This window comes from Cellulomonas sp. KH9 (genome assembly GCF_900114185.1).
Taxonomy (GTDB): Bacteria; Actinomycetota; Actinomycetes; order Actinomycetales; family Cellulomonadaceae; genus Cellulomonas.
Window position 1 is genome coordinate 361,422 of record NZ_FOSE01000003.1, and the last position, 22,026, is coordinate 383,447.

Below are 22,026 nucleotides of genomic sequence, written 5' to 3' on the forward strand. Positions count from 1 at the left end.
CACGGCGTGGCCGCAGGTCAGGGCCGTGCGGTCCCCGAGGTGTACGGCGTCGGGGCGGACGGTGCCGCAGGGGGCGGGGCGGCGCCCTCCGCGATCGACCCGGCGGCCGCCGCGTCGGCGGCCTCGAGCCGGGCGATCTCCTTCTCCAGCCGCTGGAGCTCGGCCGACACGTTCTGCCGGGCGGGCTCCTCCCAGGGCTGGGCGAGCGGGCTCACGAACAGCGAGGGGCGGGCCAGCAGCTTGTGGAGGATGCGGATGCGGGCGCGCACGTAGTCCTCGGTGGGCAGGTGCGCGTACTCGGCCCGCACGTCCTGCAGGTAGGCCTTGTACCGCTGCGGCTCGGTCGCGAGCATCGCGAGGTCGGCGTCGCACAGCACCGCGCAGTCGGTGTCGGTCGGGTCCGGCGCGTGGCGGACCAGTGCCGAGACCAGTGCGGCGACCTTCCGCACGTTGCCCTCCGGGACCCCGAGGGCCGTGAGCTCCTCGCGGGCGAGGACAGCGCTGGCGGCCTCGTCCTCGCCGCCCCGGTTGGCGTACGCCTTGCCGTCGGCGGAGTCGAACACGGCGCCGTGGTACCAGGCGGCCAGGCGGACGAGCTCGGGGTGGTGCGCCTCCTCGTCCAGCTCGTCGACGCGCGCGAGCACGTCGACCAGGTGCCGCAGGTTGTGGAAGTGGCGCTCCGGCCGGGTCCAGCGGTCGAGCAGCCCCTCGGCGGTACGTCGGATGTCAGGTGCGGGTGCGGTGCCGCCGGCCTCGACGACGTTCCGGGTGAACGCCGGGACGAGCCAGGCGGGTGCGTCTTGGACGCCCATGGATCAGCCTCACGACGATGGCGAAGGAAGCGCCATCGTAGCCACGTCCCCGCCCGGGGGAGTGGTCGACCACGGATCGGGCGCTCAGCGTGTACCGGACGGGACGCCGTCGTCGGGCTCCGCCGTCCCGTCGGTGGGCGCACCCGCACCCGCGTCGGCGCGGGGAGCGTCGGCCGGTCCGCCGGCGACCCCGTGGGGGCCGGCGACGGGCAGCTCGACGCGGACCGTCGTGCCGCCGCCGGGCGTCTCGCGCACGGTCACGCGGCCGTCGTGCGACGCGACGATGGCGGCGACGATCGCCAGGCCGAGCCCGGACCCGCCCGAGTCCCGCGTGCGCGAGGGGTCGACGCGGTAGAAGCGCTCGAAGACGCGCTCGACGTGCTCGGGCGGGATGCCCGGGCCGTGGTCGCGCACCTCGAGCACGGCCGTGCGGTCGTCGTCCGCCGCCCCGACGACCACCTCGACCGGGGTGCGCGGCGGCGTGTGGCGCGCCGCGTTGCCCACCAGGTTGGCCAGCACCTGCCGCAGCCGCACCTCGTCCCCGCGGACCACGCGCGGCCCGCTGACACCGCCCAGCGCCTCGAGGCGGGCCGGGCGCAGCGGGTCCAGCGCCCGCAGGTCGCTGACCGCGTCGGCCGCCAGGACGGTCAGGTCGACCGGACCCAGCCGGCCGTGCCGCCCCTCGTCGAGCCGGGCGAGCGCCAGCAGGTCCTCCACCAGCGAGCCCATGCGCCGCGCCGACTCCTCGATGCGGTGCATGGTGTCGCCGACCTGCTCCGGGGTCGTCAGGGCACCCATCCGGTACAGCTCGGCGTACCCGCGCACGGCCGCGAGGGGCGTGCGCAGCTCGTGGGACGCGTCCGCGACGAACCGGCGCATGCGGGCCTCCGACGCCGTGCGCGCGGTGAACGCCTCCTCGATCTGCGTGAGCATGCCGTTCAGCGCGATCCCCAGACGGCCGACCTCGGTGGTCTGCGGCGCGACGGGCACTCGCTGGGAGAGGTCACCCGCCGCGATCTTCGCCGCCGTGCGCTCGATCTCGCCCAACGGACGCAGGGACCGGCGCACGGCCATGCCGCCGACCAGCACCCCCGCGACGACGATGAGCACGCCCGAGGCGGCGAGCGTCCGGCTCATCTGCACCAGGGTGCTGTGGATGTCCTTCAGGGGCAGACCGACGACCACGGAGCCGGTGGTGCCGTCCGGGGCCGAGAACGGGTACGCCACGACGCGCCACCCCGACCCCGCGCGCGTCGACGACACCGTGAACGGCTCCCCGCGGGTCGCCGCGGCCTCGTCCGCGGTGAGGTCGGCCACGCGCGGCGTGCCGTACGACCGCTGTGAGGCGTGGCCGGCCAGCGCCGCCTGCTGCCCCGCGGTCTGCACCCGTACGTAGTAGTCGGTCGGGACGATCTGCCCGCCGCCGCTGGTGAGGAACGCGAGCGCGTTCTCCGCGACGACCTGCGCCTCGGCGTCGAGCTTGTCGTCCACCGGCGCCAGCAGGCTGCGCTGCAGGAGGGTCGCGGCGGTCACGGCGGCGACCACCAGGCCCGCACCCAGCAGGACCGCCGTGATCGTGACCAGCCGGCGCTGCAGCGACGCGGCCCGCCAGGCGTCCCGCAGCGCTGCCAGCGGGCGACGGCGCGTCGGTGCACCGGCCGCGGCACCCGGCGAGGGCGCCGGCTCGCCGGACCCGGCGGCCCCGGTGTCACCGGCAGCGGCGTGCACGCGCTCGTCGGACCCGGGACCGGCCGTCCCGCTCACGGCTGCTCGCGCAGCAGGTACCCCACACCCCGGCGGGTGTGGATGAGCGGCGGCAGCCGGTTGCCGTCGGCGTCCGTGAGGTGGTCGATCTTGCGGCGCAGGTAGGAGATGTACGACTCCACGATGTTGGCGTCGCCGCCCCAGTCGTACTGCCACACGTGGTCCAGGATCTGCGTCTTGGACAGCACCCGCTGCGGGTTGAGCATGAGGTAGCGCAGCAGCTTGAACTCGGTGGGGGACAGCTCCACCTCGTGCCCCGCCCGGCGCACCTCGTGCGTGTCGTCGTCGAGCTCGAGGTCGGCATACCGCAGCACGTGCGCGTCGGTGCCCTCGTCGGGATGGGTCCGGCGCAGGATCGCGCGGATGCGGGCGACGACCTCCTCGAGGCTGAACGGCTTGGTGACGTAGTCGTCACCGCCCACCGTCAGGCCCTGCACCTTGTCCGCCGTGTCGTCGCGCGCCGTGAGGAACAGCACCGGCACGTGGTGGCCCTTCTCGCGCAGGCGCCGCGTCACGGTGAAGCCGTCCATGTCGGGCAGCATCACGTCCAGCACCACCAGGTCGGGGTCCGTGTCCCGCGCCAGCCGCAGCGCGGAGGTGCCGTCCGCCGCGGCGTGCACCTCGAACCCCGCGAACCGCAGCGACGTGGCGAGCAGCTCGCGGATGTTCGGCTCGTCGTCCACGACGAGGAGCCGGGCCTCCGGCGCGCTGGGCGTGCTGGTCATCCCCCCAGTCTGGCGTCGGATCCTGGGAGCCGCCTGGGTACGCGCAGGACGCGTGCGGGCGGGTGGGGCGTCCACGACCGGGCACCGTCGCCGGGAACGGACACCCCGGGGCGCGCCGGACACCCCACGATCGTGATGGACACGTGACCTGGACGGGGGGTCCGCGCCGACCCGGCGACTACCGTTGACGGGTGACCGTTGACTTCAGCGACCGCACGCTCCACGCCTCCGCCGACGCCACCGCGCCCCGGGTGACCGTCGTCCAGAGCTCCCCCGACGTGGGCCTCGACCGGTTCGCCGAGTGGCTGCCGGGCGTCGACGTCCAGCTCGTCCGCGCCGACCGCGGCGACGCGCTGCCGGGCCCGACGGAGGTCGGCGACGGTCTGCTCGTGCTCGGCGGGCAGATGTCCGCCTACGACGACGACGCCGCCCCGTGGCTGCGCCCGCTGCGTGACCTCCTGGCCGTCGTCAGCGCCACCGACGTCCCGGCCCTGGGCATCTGCCTGGGTGCGCAGCTGCTGGCCGTCGCCCGCGGCGGACGCGTCCAGGTCGCGGCGCCCCCCGGGTGCGAGGCCGGCGTGATCGACGTGCGGTGGCGGCCCGAGGCCGCGACGGACTCGCTCGTCGCGCCGCTGGTCGTGCTCGCCGGGTCGACGCGCACCACCGCCCTGCCCAGCATGCACTCCGACGCGGTGGTCGACCTGCCGCGCGGCGCCGTGTGGCTCGCGTCGTCGGCCACCTACCCGTTCCAGGCGTTCCGCATCGGCAGCGCGTGGGGTGTGCAGTTCCACCCGGAGGCAGGCCCGGAGACCCTGCGCGGCTGGGCCGAGGGTGACGACCGGGTCGACACCGACGCGGTGGTCGCGCAGATGACCGAGCGGGCCGCCGAGGTCGAGGCGGCCGGTCGCGCCGTCGCCCGGGCGTTCGTCAACGTGGTGCACGACCGCGCGTCCGCGCGCCGCACGCCCCTCTGACCGTCACGGCACCGTCCGAGCCCACCGACGACGACGGCCCGGTCCCCGCAGGGACCGGGCCGTCACCGTCGGACGTGGTGCGGGTCAGGCGTCGTCGGTACCGGTGCCCACGGCGGGCGTGACCGTCGTCGCCTCGATCTGCCGCGGCGCGCTGCCCTGCTTGAGGGCGGCGAGCCGCGCCTCGATCTCGATCTCCGCGCCGGCGGACTCGAGCTCGGCGAACTGCGAGTCGAGCGACGACGCGGCGAGCTCGGCCTGGCCCATCGCGTACGCCTCCTCGCGGCGCACCTTCTCCTCGAAGCGCGCGATCTCGCTCGTCGGGTCCAGGACGTTGATCGAGCCGATCGCCTCCTGCACCTGACGCTGCGCCTGCGCGGACTTCTGGCGTGCGATCAGCGAGTCGCGGCGCGACTTCAGCTGGCCGAGCTTGTCCTTCATCTGCGCCAGGCCGGACTTGAGCTTCTCGACCGTCTCGCGCTGCGAGGCGATCAGGGGCTCCGCGTCGCGGACCTCCTGCTCCGCGGTGAGCTGCTTGCCGATGGCGATCTTCGCGAGGTTGTCGAACTTGTCCGCGTTGGCGGCGTCGCCCGCCGCCCGGAACTGGTCGGCGCGTGCCGACGCGGCCATCGCCTTCTGCCCCCAGTCGCGGGCCGCGGCGACGTCCTCGTTGTAGTCCTGCTCGGCGAGCCGCAGGTTGCCGATCGACTGTGCGATCGCCTTCTCGGCGTCCGCGATGGAGCCGGTGTAGTCGCGCACCAGCTGGTCGAGCATCTTCTGCGGGTCCTCGGCCTGGTCGATGAGCGCGTTGATGTTCGCGCGCGCCAGCTGCGTGATCCGTCCGAAGATCGACTGCTTCTCGGTCATCGTGTCGTGCCCTCCCTGTGCTGCCGACCCGGACCGTCCGTCCGGTGTCACGTGCCGCGTCCGCCGCTCTCGGCAGCCGCGTGAGAATGCCGGGCCGGCGTCAGAACCCGCCGCCGCGCCCGCCGCCGCCGAACCCGCCGCCGCGCCCGCCGCCACCGAAGCCGCCGCCGCCGAACCCGCCGCCGCGCCCGCCGCCACCGAACCCGCCGCCACCGAACCCACCGCCGCCACCGCCCCAGCCGCCGCCGCCGCGGCCGCCGCCGCGCAGGATCGAGTCGATGAGGATGCCGCCGAGGATCATGCCGCCCACGTCCGTGCCGCCACCGGTGCCGCCGCGGCGGTCGTGGTCGTCGTACCGGGCGTTCTCGACGTCGATCTGCGCGAGGCGCTGCGCCTCCGCGGCCAGCCGCTCACCCTGCTGGGCGGTGGCCAGCGCGGCCTCGGGGTCGGTGCTGCGCTGGTCGAGCGCGCGCAGCCGCAGCCGGTCCGCCTCCGCGAGCCGGGTCCGGGCCTGCGGGCCGACCGCGCCGCGCCGGGTGCTGACGTAGTCGGTGGTGGCGCGCACCGCGGAGTCCAGCCGGCCGAGCGTGTCGTCCAGCAGCGCACGGGCCCGCCGGCCACGCTCCTCGGCGTCGCGGCGGGGCGCGAGGGCCGCGTCGATCGCGGCCTCGGCGTCGGTGAGGCGACGCAGTGCCGCCAGCGGGTCGCCGTTCCCCCCACGTGCGGCGGTGGCGGCCTCGACGGCCGCGCGCGCCTCCTGCGCGTGCGGCACGACCTGCGGGTCGCCGGGCGCCAGCCGGTCGGCGTCGGCCAGGTCGGACGTGATCGAGCGGATGCCGGCCTCGAGCCGCGCGCCCGCCGTCGCGAGGTCCGCCTCGGCCGAGTCGACGGCGTCGAGCAGCGTCGTGGCCTGCGCGAGGGCCTCCTCGGCGGCGCGCGCGAAGCCGACGGCCGCGGCCTTGTCGCCCGCGCCCGAGCGCTCGCGGCCCTGTCCGATGGTGGTCTCGACGTCGTCCAGCAGCCGGGCCGCCTGGTCCGCGTTCCCGGCGACCGAGCCCAGCGTGTCGGGGGAGTAGCGCGCGCTCAGCGTCGCGATCGTGGCGCGCGCGGGCTCCACGCGGCCCCGCAGGCGCTGCGCCTCGCGGTCGTGCGCGGCGAGGGCGTCGTCCACGCGGGCCTCGATGGCGCGCAGCCGGTCGAACGCGTCCTTCTGCTCGTCGAGCTGCTGCTCGACCTGCCCGCAGAGCCGCAGGATCTGCGCGGACGTGGCCCGCACCTGCTCCTCGGTGTCGGGCACGTCGTCGTCGAGGGTCTGCCGCAGCCGGAACGCCTCGGTGAGCGTCTGCTTGCCCTGCACCAGGGCCTGCTCGAAGCCGCGCGTCTGCTCCTCGCCGAACTGCGCCTGGGCGAACCCCAGCTCCTCCTCCGACGAGCGCAGGGCGTCGTCGAGCGCCACCAGCGCCGACGCGGAGCGGCGGTCCAGCTCGGCCGTGGGCAGGCCGGCGAACTCGTCGGCGGCGCCCGCGACCCGCGTGGCGCCCGCGGTGTCCCGCAGCGTGCCCGCCGGCTGGGAGCGGCGCCGCAGGAACGTGAACAGCAGGACCGCCCCGATGGCGACGAACCCGAGGAGCAGCACCACGGTGAACCCGCCGCCCGACGACGACCCGTCCGACCCCGACCCCACGGGTTCGCCGTTCGCCGCTGCGACGATGCCCGACGCGGCCGCGATCGCGGCACCGTCCCAGTCGTCGTTCGCCAGCTCCGACTCGACGTCGGCGGCGACGCCGTCGAGCTGGGACGACGAGACGGACCCCAGGCTCCGGGGGGCCAGCGTGTACTCCCGGTCCTCCACGGCGACCGCCAGCACGGCGTCGGACGACCCGAGGCCGGAGGCCTCGGCGGTGCGCTGCACCCAGGTGTCGGGCGACAACCCGTCGAACGTGTCGACGTACACGACCGTCAGCCGGTACGGCGTCTCGGTGCGCACCTCGTCGACCGCGTCCTGCACGGTCGACACGTCGTCGAGCACATCCGCGGGGTCGACGACGGTCTCGCCGCGCAGGTCGAACGGCGCCTCCGCGGCCGCACCGCCCGCGCCGGCGACCAGGACCACCGCCCCGACGGCGACGGCGGCGAACGGGTGGAGGGCATGACGAGCCAGGTGCACGTCTCGATCCTTTCTCAGGCCTGCACCTGTGGCAACGCACCCCGCCGCGCGCTGGTTCCGCCAGGCGGGTGAGGCCGTCGACGTCAGGTGCGCCCGACGCCTCAGGCGACGTCGACGTACCGGTGCCAGGACTGCGTCACGTACGACGTGGTGAAGCCCTGCGACAGGTAGAGCCCGGCCGCGCCCGTGGGGGAGTCCGCGTCGACCTCGAGCCCGACGTACCCGCGCCCGCGTTCGGCCGCGTCCGCGGTCACCGCGTCCAGCAGGGAGCGCGCCACGCCGCGCCCGCGGGCGGTGCGCAGCACGCCCAGGTACTCGACGTAGCTGCCCACCGGGTGCCCCCGGGCGTCCAGCGACTCGCTCGCGATGAGCACCCCGACCGGGACGGGGGCGTCCCCGTCGACGAGCTCGGCCATCCACCAGTGGTCCCAGCGGTGGCCCGGGTCCGCCCGCAGCCGCGCGAGGAACTCGTCGAACGTCTCCTCGTGGTGGTTGAAGTGGTCGGCGAACGCCTCCTCCAGCACGTCGTGCGAGGCGACGAGGTCCCGCTCGTCGGGCGACCCGTCCGCGGCGCGCGCCAGCCGGCGGACGACGACCCCCGGGCGCGGCGCCGGCACGACGCGGTCCTCGCGGGTCACCGGGCGCCGCATCTGCCACCACGTGCGGACCCGCGCGTACCCCGCCGCGGCGAGCCACCGCTGCTGGCGGGCGTCCGTGTCGAAGGCGCCGCTGTCGAGCTGCGTGCGGGGCAGCCCGCGGGCGCCCGCCAGCGCGACGCCGGCGGCCTGCGCCCACCCGAACAGGGCGGCGGCCAGTGCGTCTCCGGTCGCGTCGTCGAGGTCGGGGTCGACGACGACGGCGACCAGCACGCGCCCGGCGGCGCGGTCGGTCACGGTCGCCCAGCCGCGCGCTGCGCCGGACGCGTCGCGCACCACCAGGTGCTCCCGCGTCGCCGCGCCGTCGCCCGCGACCTCGGCCAGCGTCGCGTCGGCTGTCGCGGTCGGTGCACCGCGTGCGGCGACCTCGTGCCGGGCACGCAGCGCGTGCAGCTCGGGGACGTCCTGCGGCCCGGGGGTGCGGGCACGCCAGCCGGCGGGCAGCGCGGACGGCGGCAGGTCGGGGATCGGCTGCAGCGGGCTCATCGGGTCACCGGGCGACGCCCAGGTCCTCGGCGTCGACGATCGTGTAGGCGTACCCCTGCTCGGCCAGGAACCGCTGCCGGTGGGCGGCGAACTCCTGGTCGACGGTGTCGCGGGCGACGACCGTGTAGAAGTGCGCGGTCTTGCCGTCGGCCTTGGGGCGCATGATGCGGCCGAGGCGCTGGGCCTCCTCCTGGCGGGAACCGAACGACCCCGAGACCTGGATGGCGACGGACGCCTCGGGCAGGTCGATGGAGAAGTTGGCGACCTTGGAGACGACGAGCGTGGTGATCTCGCCGGTGCGGAACGCGTCGAACAGCCGCTGCCGCTCGCGCACGGTCGTCTCACCGGTGATGAGGTCGGCGCCCAGGTGCTCGGCCAGCTCGTGCAGCTGGTCGAGGTACTGGCCGATCACGAGGGTCTGCTCGCCGGCGTGCCTGGCCACCAGGGAGTCCACGACGCGGTTCTTGCCGGACGCGGTCGCCGCCAGGCGGTACCGGTCCTCCGGCTCCGACGTCGCGTACGCCATGCGCTCGTGGTCGGGCAGCGTCAGCCGCACCTCGACGCACTCGGCCGGTGCGATGTACCCCTGCGACTCGATGTCCTTCCACGGCGCGTCGAACCGCTTGGGGCCGATGAGGGAGAACACCTCGTCCTCACGGCCGTCCTCGCGCACGAGCGTCGCGGTCAGCCCCAGGCGGCGGCGCGCCTGCAGGTCCGCGGTCATGCGGAAGATCGGCGCGGGCAGCAGGTGCACCTCGTCGTACACGATGAGGCCCCAGTCGCGGGCGTCGAGCAGCTCGAGGTGCGTGTACACGCCCTTCCGCTTCGTCGTCAGCACCTGGTACGTCGCGATGGTGACGGGACGGACCTCCTTGCGGGTGCCCGAGTACTCGCCGATCTCGTCCTCGGTCAGGGACGTCCGCTTCACCAGCTCGTCGCGCCACTGCCGCGCGGAGACGGTGTTGGTCACCAGGATCAGCGTGGTCGTCGACGACCGCGCCATGGCCCCGGCCCCGACGAGCGTCTTGCCGGCGCCGCAGGGCAGCACCACGACGCCCGACCCGCCGTGGAAGAACCCGTCGACGGCCTGCTTCTGGTAGGGCCGCAGCGCCCAGCCGTCCTCCAGGAGGGCGATCTCGTGGGCCTCGCCGTCGACGTACCCGGCCAGGTCCTCGGCCGGCCAGCCCAGCTTGACCAGCACCTGCTTGAGGTGGCCGCGCTCGGACGGGTGCACGACGACGTCGGTCTCGTCGAGCCGCGCGCCGAGCAGCCCGGCGGTGCGCTTGGAGCGGGTGACCTCGGCCAGCACCGCGGGATCCAGGGCGTGCAGCACCAGCCCGTGCACCGGGTCCTGGACGAGCTGCAGCCGCCCGTACCGGGACATGGTCTCGGCGACGTCGACGAGCAGCGCGTGCGGCACCGGGTAGCGGCTGTACTGCAGCAACGTGTCGACGACCTGCTCGGCGTCGTGCCCGGCGGCGCGCGCGTTCCACAGGCCCAGCGGCGTCAGCCGGTACGTGTGGACGTGCTCGGGGGCGCGCTCGAGCTCGGCGAACGGGGCGATGGCGCGGCGGCACGCGTCGGCCTGGTCGTGGTCGACCTCCAGCAGGAGGGTCTTGTCGGACTGGACGATGAGCGGGCCGTCGGGCACTGGCTTCTCCGGGGGTCGGGGGCAGGCGTGCGGGGTCAGTCGGTGGCGTGGGTGACGTCGGCGATGCGGTGGACGGCGACGGTCAGCTCGGCCTCGCGGCGCGGGTCCAGCGCGCGCAGCCGGCCGCCCTCGACCTTCAGCGGGCGCACCAGCCGCCGGTCGGCGCGCCCGTCGGGGCCGACGATCTCGACCCACACGGCCGTCCGCGCCTGCGCGGCCTCACGGAGCACCACCAACGCGTCACCGGGCTCCGGTGTTCCACGGCCGGCGCCCCGCGTGAGGGGTGCGGGCAGGGCGGACGACGCACCGCCGCGGCGGCCGGCGGCGGGCGCGGGAGCACCGCCGGCGTCGACGGGCGCCCCCGCGGGGCCCGTCGCGCGCACGGCCGTGACCGGCGCGGACACGGGCGGGTCACCGCGGCGCAGGGTCGCGACGACCGACGCGGCGCGCTGCGGCAGCGGCCGCTCGTGCACCGGTGCGGACCGGCGGGGACGGGCGCGCACGCGCCGCTCGGGGGCGACGGCGTGCACCACCGCACCGCGGGCGTCCTCGGCGACGGGCGCCAGGCCGCGAGCCCGCAGGGCCTCCAGCAGCTCGGCCGGCGACGCGTCGGCGACCAGCACCGTCGGGGCCAGCAGCCGGGGCCGCAGCGACGCCAGCCGCGGGTCGTCGGCCAGGCCCGCCAGCAGCGCGGGGTCGTCGGCCCGCACGTACGACGACGCCGCACCGGCCCGCAGCCGCCCGTGGCGGCGCGCCACGTCCCGCACCAGGTACTCCAGGGGCTGCGGCACGCGGCCGCGCGCGGCGGCACCGAGCCGCGTCAGCAGGTCGTCGGCCGTGGTGCCCGCGTCGAGCGCACGCAGCACCGAGTCGGCGGTGAACCGCACGGTGACGGCGCCGCCGCGCGACTCCACGTCGGCGGCGAGCTCCAGCAGGTCCTCCAGGTCCGGCGAGGGTCGCCCGGGCACCACGCCCGTGAGGTCGCCCTGCAGCAGGATCTCGTCGACCGGGGCGGGGAGGTCCGCCGCGAGGGCCTCGCCGGCGTCCTCGTCGGCCACGAGCGCCCGGCCGGCCGACGCGAGCGCGCCGGCACCCACGACGCCGAGCCTCCCGGCCTCGACGAGCACGGCCTCGATCGCGGACAGCGGCGGCACCGACCGCGGCGAGCGCCAGCGCAGCGCCTCGTGGACGTCGTCCGCGGTCAGGGCGGCACCGCGCGGTGCCGACGCGAGCACGTCCAGCACGGCGCGCCGCAGCCGCGGCACCCACGGTCGGGTCAGCTCGGGGTCGAGGGCGGCGCGCCGGGTGCCGCGGTCGTCCCGCTCACCGACCAGCCACGGGGTGCGTGCCGACGTCAGCCACGCCCGCGCGAGCGTCGCCCAGCGGGGTGCGACGTCCTGCGCGGCCCACACGTCGGCCTCCAGGGTCGGGACGAACGACGGGCTCTCCTCGCCGTCGTCGGCCAGCAGGCCCGCGGTCGCCGCCGTCTCGACGAGCCACGCCGCGTGCGTGTCGTCGACGTCGAGCGCCTGCGCGGTGCGGCGCAGGTCGCGGGCGCCCAGGCCGCCGGCGCGCAGCACACCGGGCGGGGACTGCTCCCACCGGGTCAGCAGCTGACGCACCAGGCGCACGGTCTGCTCGGCGGCGCGCGCGGACTCGGCGGCCACGACGCCGGCGTCGCGGACCGGGGCGTCGGCGAACGCGGGGGCGAGGGCCGGTGCCCGGTGGGTGCGCCCGGCGCGCAGCGCGAGCGCGACCCGGCGCGGCAGCAGCACGTGCCGCTCGTCGGCGCGGGTCAGCAGCCCGTGCCCGACCAGCCACGTCACGGTGTCCGCGGCCGCGGTGCCCGGCGGCGGGACGAGCCCCACGGCCGGGCCCCACGTCAGCGCGTCCAGCACGGACGTGGCACCGGGCGGGGCGTCGACCAGGTCGGCCAGGGGGTCGCCCGGTGCGTCGTCGTCACCGGTACCCGGCGGTGCGAGGCCGGCCACGGAGGCTCCCAGCGCGTCGGTCACGCCGGGCGTGACGTGCAGGGTGCCGTCGTCGTCGGGCCACAGCAGCGCGAGCGCGACGGCGTCCTGGACGGCCCGCGCCACCCGGGGCGCGTCGTCCGGGGCGGCGCCGACCGCGGCCTGCACCTGCGCCGTCGTGGGCGGGCCGACCGTCGAGGTCAGCACCACGACGGACTCGAGCACCTGCAGGACCAGTGCGTCGACCCAGGTCAGCGCCCGGTCCAGGCTCGACCGGCTGGTGGCCCGCGCGGCGAGCGACGCGAGCGTCGCGGGGTGCGGTGTGGCCAGGTCGGGCCGGCGCACGAGCAGCGCGACGAGCTCGTCGTCGCTGCGTGCGCGCAGGTACCCGGTGAACGTGGCCATCCGCACCACGATACGTGGGACGGGGCGCAGGGGGTCAGTCGGTGCCCTGCTCCTGCGGCGGCGCGGCCGGGTCGGGCGGGGGTGTGGTGGGCTCCCCGGGGGTGTCGGGGGTGTCGGGCGGGTCGGGTGCGGCGGGTGCGCCGGGGGACGGTGCGGCCGGGGCCGTGGGTGCGGCGGTCGGTGCCGGGTCCGCCGAGCCCGCGCCCGGGGCTGCCGGTGACGGCGTGTCGCCCCGCGCGGGCGTGCCCGCGGCGGGCCGGCGGGTCGCGGGGACCTGCGCCGCCGGGGGCGCGGGTGCCGGCGTGGCCTGCGGCGGCGGCGGCGCCGCGTCCTGCCGCACCTGCTCCACGCGGGTCGCGAGCTCCGTGCGGTGCGCGGCGACCTCGCGCAACAGCTGCTCGGTGGCGGCGGGGGTGGCCGGCTCCGCGTAGGCGTCCAGCCACGCCTGCGCGGCGTCGACGGCCCGGGAGAGGTCCTCGCGCGCCGGGATGTCGGTGCCGTCCGTGCCCGACCAGGTGGCCCGCGCGACGGCCAGGTCCACCTCGAGCAGGCCGAGCTCCCGCGCCAGCTCGTCGGACCGCGGACCGGGGTCGGCGGCCGGTGCGGCGGGGGCGCTGCGCTCCACGGGTGGCGGTGCGGTCACCTGCGGTGCTGCGTCGGCGCCGGACGTGAGGGTGGCGGCCGCTGCGGCACCCACCGACATCGACAGCACGGCCACCACGGCTGCCAGGCCCGCCACCCGGCCGCGGGGTGCGGCGCGCAGCGGCGCCGGGCGGGGCACCGGGACGGGGGCAGCCCGCAGGGACGCGGGTGCGGCGTCCCACATCGAGACGGGCACCGTCCTCGGGCCGGGTGCCTGCGCGGCCGGTGCGGGTGCCGACGGGGACGCCGGGGCGCGGGCGGGCACGGTCGGGACGGGCGCCGACGCGGACGTCGGCGCCGATGCCCGCGCGGCCGGTGCGGGTGCGGGCGCCGGTGTCGGTGCGGGTGTGGACAGGGGCGTCGGAGGCGGTGCGGGTGTCCGCGTCGCCGGGGCCCGCAGCGGCGTCGGCACGACGTCGACCGCGACCGGGGCGCCGGGGCGTCGGGGCAGGGGTCTCGGTGACGCGGCGGGGACCGTGCCCACGGCGCCGCCGGCCGCGGGCACGACCGCGGTCGCGGGCACGGGTGCGGGCACCCGCAGCGGTGCGGCGACGGCTGCGGGGGGCACGGCCGGGCCCGGCGCCGGTGTCGGCGCCGCGGGACGGCCGGCGTCGGCGCTCGAGGACATCCGCCCAGGCTAGTGAGCGCGGCGGGCGCGCCCGGGTGACGTGAGGGGAGGCCGGGCCGCGGAAACCCCCGTTCGGCCTACCCGGACGGGGGTACGACGGCGCAGGAGCGCCCCGCTGGGCCTGTGGCAGGGTGGCCGCATGGCGCTGGACGAGAGCACGACCCCGGACGAGCGAGCGACCGGCACCGCGCTGGCGGCCCTGCACGAGGAGGCGCGCCGCTCGCTGCCGCGGACCGCCGCGCTGCGGCACGCGCTGCACCGGGTGCCCGAGCGGGGCCTGGACCTGCCGCTCACGCAGGGGCTGGTCCTGGACGCGCTCGCGGACCTGGACCTCGAGGTGTCGACCGGGCGGGCGCTGTCCTCCGTCACAGCGGTGCTGCGCGGGGCGCGGCCGGGCCCGGCGGTGCTGCTGCGGGGCGACATGGACGCGCTGCCCGTCACCGAGGAGTCGGGGGAGCCGTTCACGTCCCAGCACCCCGGCGTGATGCACGCCTGCGGGCACGACCTGCACGTCGCCGGGCTGGTGGGCGCCGCGCGGCTGCTCGCGGCGCGCCGTGAGCAGATCGCCGGGTCGGTCGTGCTGATGTTCCAGCCCGGCGAGGAGGGTGAGCACGGGGCGCGCCTGATGCTCGAGGATGGCGTGCTGGACGCGGCGGGCACGCCCGTCGTCGCGGCGTACGGGGTGCACGTCATGGCCTCGACGCTGCCGCTGGGCGTGGTCGCGTCGCGGCCCGGGACGTTCATGGCGGCGTCGGACACGGTGCGCGTCACGGTGCACGGGCGCGGCGGGCACGGCTCCAAGCCGTACCTGGCGGCGGACCCGGTGCCGGTCGCGGCCGAGATGGTGCTGGCGCTGCAGACCATGGTCACGCGGCAGTTCGACGTGTTCGACCCGGTGGTGGTGACGGTCGGCCGGGTCGAGGCGGGCACCAAGGACAACGTGATCCCCGACGTGGCCCACCTCGAGGCGACCGTCCGTACGTTCAGTGCGGCGACGCACGCGGCGGTGCCGGAGCGTGTCGCGCGGCTGTGCGAGCACGTCGCGGCCGCGCACGGCATGCGTGCGACCGTCGACTACGAGCGGGGCTACCCGGTGACCGCCAACGACGCGGACGAGGTGGCGCGCGCCCGCCGGGTCACGCAGGACGTGCTGGGCGCGGACGCCTGGCAGGACGCACCCGTGCCGGTGCCCGGTGCCGAGGACTTCTCGTACGTGCTGCAGCAGGTGCCGGGCGCGTTCGTGTTCGTCGGCGCGACGCCCCCGGGCGAGGACTTCCGCACCGCGCCGTACAACCACTCGCCGCGCGCCCGCTTCGACGACGAGGCCCTGGTCGCGGGCTCCGCGGTGCTGGCCGCGCTCGCGCTCGACCGGCTGGCCGAGGACCAGGGGACCGGCACCGCCCGCTGACCTCGCAGCGGCGTCCGGCGCCCCGCCGGTCGGGCGTGCGCGACTCCGTCAGGTGTGCGCGATGCAGGTCGTGGCCGTGGGCCGCGCCTCGAGGCGGGCGTCGTCGATGGGCTCCCCGCCCACCACGCACGTCCCGTACGTGCCGTCCGCCAGCCGCGCCAAGGCCGCGTCGACCTCCGCGAGGCGGCGGTGCGCCCCGTCCGCGAGCGACTCCAGCTGGGCGCGCTCGAACGCGATCGTCGCGCCCTCCGGGTCGTGCTCGTCGTCCACGTTGGCGTCGCGGGCGGCGTCGACGACGTCCCGGTGGGCGTCACCCAGCCCCGACAGCCGAGCGACGGCGTCCCGCCGCAGCTCGAGCAGGAGCGCACGTGCCCGGTCGTGTTCCACGGCACCGGTCTACCACCCGGTGGCGACACGCACGTCAGGCGTCGTCCACGACCTCCGACGCCTGACCGACGCGGACGCCGGCGACGCTGCCCGGCGGCAGGCCGTCCCCGGACCCGGGTGCGCCGTCCGGGTCGCCGTAGGGCCCCGGACCGGGCGCCGCCGCTCCGCCCGTCGGCGCTCCGCCCGGCGTGGCCGTCAGCGCGGCACGCACCCGGGCGTGCGACTCCTGGGCGCCGTCCCGGTGGCCGGCGATCTCGGCCGTGACGCTCTCGACGCGGGCCTGCAGGCGGTCCGCCTCCCGGCGGACGGCGGCGACGGCACGCGCGGCGCGCTCCGCCTCGGCGCGCCGGGCGAGGGCGTGCTGCACGCCGCGGGCGCAGGCGGTGACGGTGAGCGCGATCGCGCTCACCGTCAGCAGCCACTGCGCGTCGCCGCGGGTCACCGCGGTCGTGAGCCACAGCAGCGCCGCACCGGCCGCCAGGCCGGCCGTCAGCCGGGTGCTGCGCGGTGCAACGGGCGGCGGCGGGGTGGACGCGCGGGCCAGGGCCTGCGTGGTGCCCTCGACCTCGCCCGCGCCCGCCCGGGCGCGCAGCGTCACACCGGCCGACGTCGCCTCGAGCACGTCCGGCGCGGAGACCTCGGCCGTGGCGAGCAGCCGGTCGGCCGCCCGCAGGACCCACGGTGCGCACGCGGCCCGCGCGACGTCGCCCACCGGGTCCCGACGCCCCAGGGCGTCGGTGCGCAGCAGCGGCAGCAGGTCGTCGGCGGGCGCGTCCCACGCCGGGCCGGGTGCGTCGCGGCCGGTGACGACGGCCTCCAGCTCGGCCACCCGGGCCATGAGGTGCGACTCCTCCTCGGCGCCCTCGTCGATCAGCGCGCGCAGGACGTCGACCAGCTCGGTGACGAGGGGGTCGGGTGCCGGGGCCGCGCCGTCGCCGTCCCCGGCGGCGTCCGGGCCGGCGGGCGCAGCGGCGGCCGGCGGCGGGGCCAGGAGGTCCCGCAGCCGGCCCAGCCCGTCGGTTCCGCGCCGGACCTCGGCGACCTCGGGGGCGCCCGCGACGCTCGACCCGCGGTACGGCTCGCCCTCGAGCTCCTCCGTCCACGCTGCGACCGCGTCCTCGGCCGTCGTGACGGGGACGTCGGCGACCGCGGCCGCCAGCCGGTCGAGCAGGGCGGTCCGGGCGGCCGGTCCCAGCCGCCCCTCGGCGGCGGCCAGCCACAGCACGCGCTGCGCCCGGGTCACGGGGCGGGTGGCGTCGAGGGTGCCCAGCGCGTCGGGTGCCCACCGGGCCACCAGGTCCGCGCGCCCGCACGCGGCCCCGGCCACCGTGAGGAACGTGGCGGTACGGCGCAGGTCGATCGCGGCGGCGCGCCGGGCGGCGGCCTCGTCGTCGGGCCCGAGGGCGGCCACGGCGTCCGCGAGCCAGTAGCCGGGTGCGACGGGCGCGCCGGCGACGTCCAGGACGGGTCCGGTGCCCCCGGCCTGCGTGCCGAGCGCGACCAGCCGGGCGCGGGCCGCCTGCCGCACGAGCGCGGGACCCGCGACCAGGGCGAGCTGGTCGCGCAGGGAGCTCAGCTCGACGAACGCGTCGAAGGCCTCGGACAGCCGGGTCAGGCGGGACTCGATCGACCCCCGCAACGACGCCAGGTCGCTGCGCAGGGCGGATGCCGTGCGGTGCTGCGCCTGGAGCGAGTGGTGCAGGTGCTCCAGCTCCCCGGTGAGCTCGGTGATCCGACGCGACTGGGCGTGGTCGGACTCCTGGACCCACATGCCGAAGGGGCCATCCGTCATGTCGCACTCCTCCTGTTTGGCCGCGACCCTAGCGACCGGCGGGGTGCGCGTGGTCCGGGTTCACCCGCACGAGCGCACGTCACGGGGGGTCCACGGTGGTCCGCGGAGCGTGAAGTCGGGCCCGGGCCGGTAGCCTGGTGACGGTCTGCGGGAGTGCTCGCGGATGTGTCCGGCGCTGAAGGAGCGGAAGTGCCCACCGGCAAGGTCAAGTGGTTCGACACCGAGCGTGGATTCGGCTTCATCGCAGGCGACGACGGCGGTGAGGTCTTCCTGCACGCCTCCGCGCTGCCCGTGGGGGTCACCGCCCCCAAGCCGGGCACCAAGGTCGAGTTCGGCGTGGCCGACGGCCGTCGTGGACCCCAGGCCCTGTCCGTGACCGTCCTGGACCCGGTGCCGTCCGTGGTCAAGGCGAGGCGCCCCCCGGCGGACGAGATGGCCGTGGTGGTCGAGGACCTCATCAAGGTGCTCGACAAGGTCGGCAACGACCTGCGCCGCGGCCGCTACCCCGAGGGTCAGCGTGCCGCGCAGTTCGCGACGCTGCTGCGTGGCGTGGCCGACAAGCTCGAGGCCTGAGCGTGGCAGCCGTCAAGGACGCCGTGCTGGAGCGCGCCGTCGACCTCGCGCGCCAGGTCGCGGTCGAGATCGCCGAGGAGCCCCACGACGTCGGCGAGTACCTGGGTGCCGTGCGTGAGGCGGAGCGGCTGGTGTCGCACCGGTTCGCCTGCACCGCGCGCGGGTACCGCGGCTGGGCGTGGACCGTCACGGTCGCGCGGGTGCCCCGCGGGCGGACCGCGACGGTCTGCGAGGCGGAGCTGCTGCCCGGCGACGACGCGATCCTGCCGCGCCCGTGGGTGCCGTGGTCCGAGCGGCTGCGCCCGGGCGACATCGGCCCGGGCGACGTGCTGCCCTTCCGCCCCGACGACCCGCGCCTGGAGCCCGGCTTCACGCCCACGGGCGACCCCGAGGTCGACGAGGTCGCGATCGACGAGCTCGCGCTGGCGCGCGTGCGGGTGCTGTCGCCGCAGGGCATCTCCGAGGCCGCCGAGCGCTGGTACCGCGGGTCGCGCGGCCCGGCGACGCCCGGCTCGGTCGCGTCCACCGGTGCGTGCGGGTCGTGCGGGTTCCTCGTCCCCCTGCAGGGGTCGCTGGGCACGCTGTTCGCGGTCTGCGCCAACGAGTGGTCGCCGGACGACGGCAAGGTCGTCAGCCTGGACCACGGCTGCGGCGCCCACTCGGAGACCGACGTGGACCCCGCACCCACCGAGTGGCCCGCGGCGGACCCGCTGCTCGACGAGAACGCGGTCGACGTGCTCGAGCTGCCCGCCCGCGGCGAGCGTGCCGCGGAGGCCGCGCCTGCGGCGGAGGTCGAGACGGTCGCGGAGGCCGAGCCGGTCGCCGAGGGCGAGCCGGTCGCCGAGGTCGCCGTCACCGAGGTCGTCACCGAGGTCGCCCTCGGCACCGAGGACGCCTCCGGCACCGAGGACGCCCCCGGCACCGAGGACGCCCCCGACGCCGGCACCGACGCCGACGCGCGACCCGCCGACGGGTCGTGACCGCCGACGTCTTCGGCACCGCCGCCCTGCGCGGCGCGGTGCTGGAGGCGTGGCGGGCGTCCCCGACGCGGTTGCGGGAGGACGCCAACACCGAGGAGGACCACGCCCGCGGGTACTACCGCGACCGGGTGCTGGTGGAGCTCGCGCAGAACGCCGCGGACGCGGCGACGCGCGCGGGGGTGGCGGGGCGGCTGCTGCTGCGCCTGGCGACGACCGACGAGGGCACGGCGGTCCTGGTGGCCGCGAACACCGGTGCGCCCCTGGACGCCGCGGGGCTCGCGTCGATGGCGTCGCTGCGGGCGTCGGCCAAGCGGGACGCCCTCGCGGGCACGGTCGGGCGGTTCGGCGTCGGCTTCGCGGCGGTGCGGGCCGTCGCGGACGAGGTGACGGTCTGCTCGACGTCCGGTGCGGTGCGGTTCTCGCTCGCGGACACGCGGGAGGCCGTCGAGCGGACGGCCGCGCAGGAGGCCGCGCAGGGCCGGACCGCGCTGACGGACGAGGTGCGCCGCCGGGACGGGTCCCTGCCGGCGCTGCGGCTGCCGTGGCCGACCGAGGGTCGCCCGCCGTCGGGGTACGACACCGCGGTGGTCCTCGAGCTGCGGGACGCGCCCGCCCTGGACGAGTTGCGGGCCCTGCTGGCCGACGTGGACGACCTGCTGCTGCTCGCGCTGCCGGGGCTCGTGGAGGTCCTCGTCGACGTCGAGGGTGAGCCGCCGCGCCGCCTGGCCGACGTGCACGACCGCTGGGACGTCCTGACGGCGGAGGGTGAGGTGCCGCTGGGCGTCGTCGCGGACCGTCCGGTCGAGCAGCGCACGGCGCGGACGTGGCGGGTGACGTGGGCGCTGCCCCGCGTCCCCGACGACGTGCCGGGTGCCGCGGCGCCGCGGGTGGTGCACGCGCCGACGCCCACGGACGAGCCGTGCTCGCTGCCGGCGGTGCTGGTGGCGACGCTGCCGCTGGACCCGTCGCGCCGCCACGTGGTGCCCGGGCCGCTGACGGACGAGGTGCTGGCGCGCGCGGGTGAGGCGTACGCGGACCTGGTCGGGCGGCAGGCGGCCGCCGGGCACGACGCGACGGCGCTGGTGCCCACGGGCCTGGCCGCGGGGGCGCTCGACGCGGCGCTGCGCGAGCACGCCCTGGCGGCGCTGGTCCGCACGCCGCTGCTGGTGCCCGCCTCGCCGGACGACGACCTGGTGCCGCCGCTGCGGGCGACCGTGGTGCGGGACCTGCCCGACGGCCCCGCCGTGCGTGCGCTCGGGGCCGTGGTCGCGGGGCTGGTGCGGGTGCCGCCGTCCGGGGCGTCGGCGCTGCGTGCGCTGGGCGTGGAGGAGCGGACGCTGGCCGAGGTGGTCGACGAGCTGCCCACCGGCGGTGACGTCGACTGGACCGCCCTGTACGACGCGCTCGACGCGGCGGCGCAGGACGCGACCGCGCGCGAGGGTCTGGCGGCGCTGCCGGTGCCGCTGGTCGACGGACGGGTGGTGCGCGGGCCGCGGGGCGTGGTGCTGCTGGACGACGACGCGGCGGGCCTGGCCCCGGCGACGCTCGACGCGCTGCGGGCGTGGGGCCTGCGGGTCGCGGACCCGGCGGTGGTGCGCCCGCTGCTGGCGCGGCTGGGTGCGCAGCGCCTGGACGCGGCGGGGCTGCTGGCCCACCCGGCGTTGCGGGCGGCCGTGCTGGGGCAGGCGGACGACGACGACCTGGAGCACGCGGACGACGTGACCGCCGCGGTGCTGGACGTGGTCGGCGCGGCGGGCACGGTGCCGCCGGACGCGGCGGGGTGGCTGGGGCTGCTGACCCTCGAGGCGGCGGACGGTGAGCCGGCGCCCGCGCACGGGCTTGTGCTGCCGGGCGGCGCGGCGGCGCGGCTGCTGGACGACCGGGTGCTCGCGCCCGTCGCGCCGGACGCGGTGGAGCGGTGGGGGCGGGACGTCCTCGCCGCGGTCGGCGTGCGGGACGACCTGGTGGTGACGACCGTGCCGGACGTCGTCGCGGGCGTGGTGGACGACGACGGCGACGACCCGGCGGCGCTGGCCGCGGCGTCGCTGGACGGCTGGGAGCGGTACGTCGACGACCTGGCCGACGTGCTGGGGGCCGGCACGTACTGCGGTGACGTGCCCGCCGTCGCGGACCTGGACGCCGTGGACGAGACGCGCTGGCCCGCGCTGCTGGCCCACGTGGCCGGCACCCCGGCGCTGCGGGCCGCGCTCGTGACGCCGGTGCGCGGCGAGGGCGCGGCGGCCGCCGGCCCGTCGTACACGGCGTGGTGGCTGCGCACGCGGGCGGACCTGCCGCTGCCGGAGGTGTTCGCGCTGCCCGGCGCGCGGGGCCTGCCCGCGGCGCTGGTGCCGCCGGCGCCCGAGCTGCTGCAGGGGCTGGACACGGGCGTGCTGCGGGCGCTGGGCGGGATCGGGTCGCTGGCCGAGGTGCCCGCGGACCGGTGGCCGGCGCTGCTGGAGCGGCTGGGGCCGGTGGGCTCGCGGGTGCCGCTGGACGTCGCGGGGCACGTCTGGCGGGCGTGGGCCCGCGGCGCGGGGCCGCAGGACCCGCCGGCGACGGTCGTCGCGCTGGTGGGGCCGGGGGTCGCGCAGGTGGTGGACGACGCCGCGGTGGCCGACGACCCCCGGTGGTGGCAGCGGGCCGCGCCCGACGCGCCCCTGGTGCCCGTGCCGGTGCCCGGCGGGGGTGACGCCGCGGCCACGGACACCGGCGCCGACACCGCCGACGGGGGCACGGCGGACGCGGAGGCGGCGACCCGGTCGGAGGTCGTCGGCGCCGCCCGGACCGTCGCGGACCTGCTGGACCTGCCGTTCGCGTCGGACGGTGCGGATGCCGACGTCGACGGCGGCGACCCGGAGGAGGTGCCGGACGCGCTGCTCGCGCTGCTGCCCGACGCCCCCACGGTGTGGTGGCGGCACGACGACCTGCGCGTCGGCGGGGTGGCCGTGGACTGGTGGGCGGAGGGCTCCGGTGCCGGCGCCCGGGTGCACGCCGTGCACGGGGCGGGTCTGGCGGCGGGCCTGGCGTGGGCGACCGGTCGGTGGGCGTCCCGCGGTGCCGTCGCGACGCTCCTGGTGGACCCGGACGACGGCGACGCGGCCCTCGACCTCGTGATCGGGTGAAACACCCGGCGCGGGACCAA

General features: G+C 77.5%; 16 protein-coding genes. 5 read left to right on the top strand and 11 right to left on the bottom strand.

Annotated features, from left to right (window positions below; genetic code table 11):
- Positions 1-17 precede the first annotated feature (17 nt).
- The 3 genes from BMZ16_RS11565 to BMZ16_RS11575 all read right to left on the bottom strand — a co-directional run bounded on the left by BMZ16_RS11565 (position 18) and on the right by BMZ16_RS11575 (position 3,301).
- The gene (locus BMZ16_RS11565; RefSeq protein ID WP_255366581.1) at positions 18-812 is read right to left on the bottom strand and encodes an HD domain-containing protein; all 795 of its coding nucleotides are present in this window, start codon (positions 810-812) and stop codon (positions 18-20) included.
- 84 nt (positions 813-896) lie between these two features.
- Positions 897-2,576, bottom strand: coding sequence for a sensor histidine kinase (locus BMZ16_RS11570; protein ID WP_255366582.1), 1,680 nt, complete (start codon positions 2,574-2,576; stop codon positions 897-899).
- Positions 2,573-3,301 carry a response regulator transcription factor gene (locus BMZ16_RS11575; RefSeq protein ID WP_089800579.1) on the bottom strand — a complete coding sequence of 243 codons (729 nt, stop codon included), beginning with the start codon at positions 3,299-3,301 and terminating at the stop codon, positions 2,573-2,575. The genes BMZ16_RS11570 and BMZ16_RS11575 overlap by 4 nt, the downstream gene beginning before the upstream one ends.
- A gap of 191 nt (positions 3,302-3,492) precedes the next feature.
- On the opposite strand from BMZ16_RS11575, the gene BMZ16_RS11580 reads away from it, so the two are divergent.
- Positions 3,493-4,275, top strand: coding sequence for a type 1 glutamine amidotransferase (locus BMZ16_RS11580; protein ID WP_255366583.1), 783 nt, complete (start codon positions 3,493-3,495; stop codon positions 4,273-4,275).
- Positions 4,276-4,359: 84 nt separating this feature from the next.
- Here BMZ16_RS11580 and BMZ16_RS11585 read toward each other — a convergent pair whose 3' ends face one another.
- From BMZ16_RS11585 to BMZ16_RS11610, 6 genes are all read right to left on the bottom strand, one after another.
- Positions 4,360-5,139, bottom strand: coding sequence for a PspA/IM30 family protein (locus BMZ16_RS11585; RefSeq protein WP_089800580.1), 780 nt, complete (start codon positions 5,137-5,139; stop codon positions 4,360-4,362).
- 100 nt (positions 5,140-5,239) lie between these two features.
- Positions 5,240-7,306 carry a TPM domain-containing protein gene (locus tag BMZ16_RS19960; RefSeq protein ID WP_177199677.1) on the bottom strand — a complete coding sequence of 689 codons (2,067 nt, stop codon included), beginning with the start codon at positions 7,304-7,306 and terminating at the stop codon, positions 5,240-5,242.
- Between the two features lie 101 nt (positions 7,307-7,407).
- The gene (locus BMZ16_RS11595) at positions 7,408-8,448 is read right to left on the bottom strand and encodes a GNAT family N-acetyltransferase (RefSeq protein ID WP_089800583.1); all 1,041 of its coding nucleotides are present in this window, start codon (positions 8,446-8,448) and stop codon (positions 7,408-7,410) included.
- Between the two features lie 4 nt (positions 8,449-8,452).
- Positions 8,453-10,099: a DNA repair helicase XPB gene (locus BMZ16_RS11600; protein ID WP_089800585.1), complete on the bottom strand. Its 1,647-nt coding sequence runs from the start codon at positions 10,097-10,099 to the stop codon at positions 8,453-8,455.
- Between the two features lie 35 nt (positions 10,100-10,134).
- Positions 10,135-12,474 (bottom strand): helicase-associated domain-containing protein, encoded by a 2,340-nt coding sequence (locus BMZ16_RS11605; RefSeq protein ID WP_089801080.1) that lies wholly within the window; start codon positions 12,472-12,474, stop codon positions 10,135-10,137.
- A 34-nt stretch (positions 12,475-12,508) separates the two neighbouring features.
- Positions 12,509-13,744, bottom strand: coding sequence for a hypothetical protein (locus BMZ16_RS11610; protein ID WP_143082808.1), 1,236 nt, complete (start codon positions 13,742-13,744; stop codon positions 12,509-12,511).
- Between the two features lie 139 nt (positions 13,745-13,883).
- Here BMZ16_RS11610 and BMZ16_RS11615 point away from each other — a divergent pair, with 139 nt between their 5' ends.
- Positions 13,884-15,152, top strand: coding sequence for a M20 metallopeptidase family protein (locus tag BMZ16_RS11615; protein WP_089800589.1), 1,269 nt, complete (start codon positions 13,884-13,886; stop codon positions 15,150-15,152).
- A gap of 48 nt (positions 15,153-15,200) precedes the next feature.
- Here the strand turns inward: BMZ16_RS11615 and BMZ16_RS11620 are convergent, their stop codons facing one another.
- Both BMZ16_RS11620 and BMZ16_RS11625 read right to left on the bottom strand, forming a co-directional pair.
- On the bottom strand, positions 15,201-15,539 hold the full coding sequence (locus BMZ16_RS11620; protein ID WP_089800591.1) for a TraR/DksA family transcriptional regulator: 339 nt from the start codon (positions 15,537-15,539) through the stop codon (positions 15,201-15,203).
- Between the two features lie 34 nt (positions 15,540-15,573).
- Positions 15,574-17,331, bottom strand: a complete 1,758-nt coding sequence (locus tag BMZ16_RS11625; protein WP_143082809.1) for a hypothetical protein — start codon at positions 17,329-17,331, stop codon at positions 15,574-15,576.
- Positions 17,332-17,520: 189 nt separating this feature from the next.
- Between BMZ16_RS11625 and BMZ16_RS11630 the strand changes: the two genes are divergently transcribed.
- The 3 genes from BMZ16_RS11630 to BMZ16_RS11640 are packed head-to-tail and all read left to right on the top strand — an operon-like array spanning position 17,521 to position 22,006.
- A complete protein-coding gene (locus tag BMZ16_RS11630) occupies positions 17,521-17,904 on the top strand; it encodes a cold-shock protein (RefSeq protein WP_089800595.1) in 384 nt (127 codons plus the stop codon).
- Between the two features lie 2 nt (positions 17,905-17,906).
- Complete coding sequence (locus tag BMZ16_RS11635) at positions 17,907-18,884, top strand: DUF3027 domain-containing protein (RefSeq protein WP_089800597.1); 978 nt, start codon at positions 17,907-17,909, stop codon at positions 18,882-18,884.
- Positions 18,881-22,006: a sacsin N-terminal ATP-binding-like domain-containing protein gene (locus BMZ16_RS11640; protein ID WP_089800599.1), complete on the top strand. Its 3,126-nt coding sequence runs from the start codon at positions 18,881-18,883 to the stop codon at positions 22,004-22,006. The genes BMZ16_RS11635 and BMZ16_RS11640 overlap by 4 nt, the downstream gene beginning before the upstream one ends.
- The last annotated feature ends 20 nt before the right edge of the window (positions 22,007-22,026 follow it).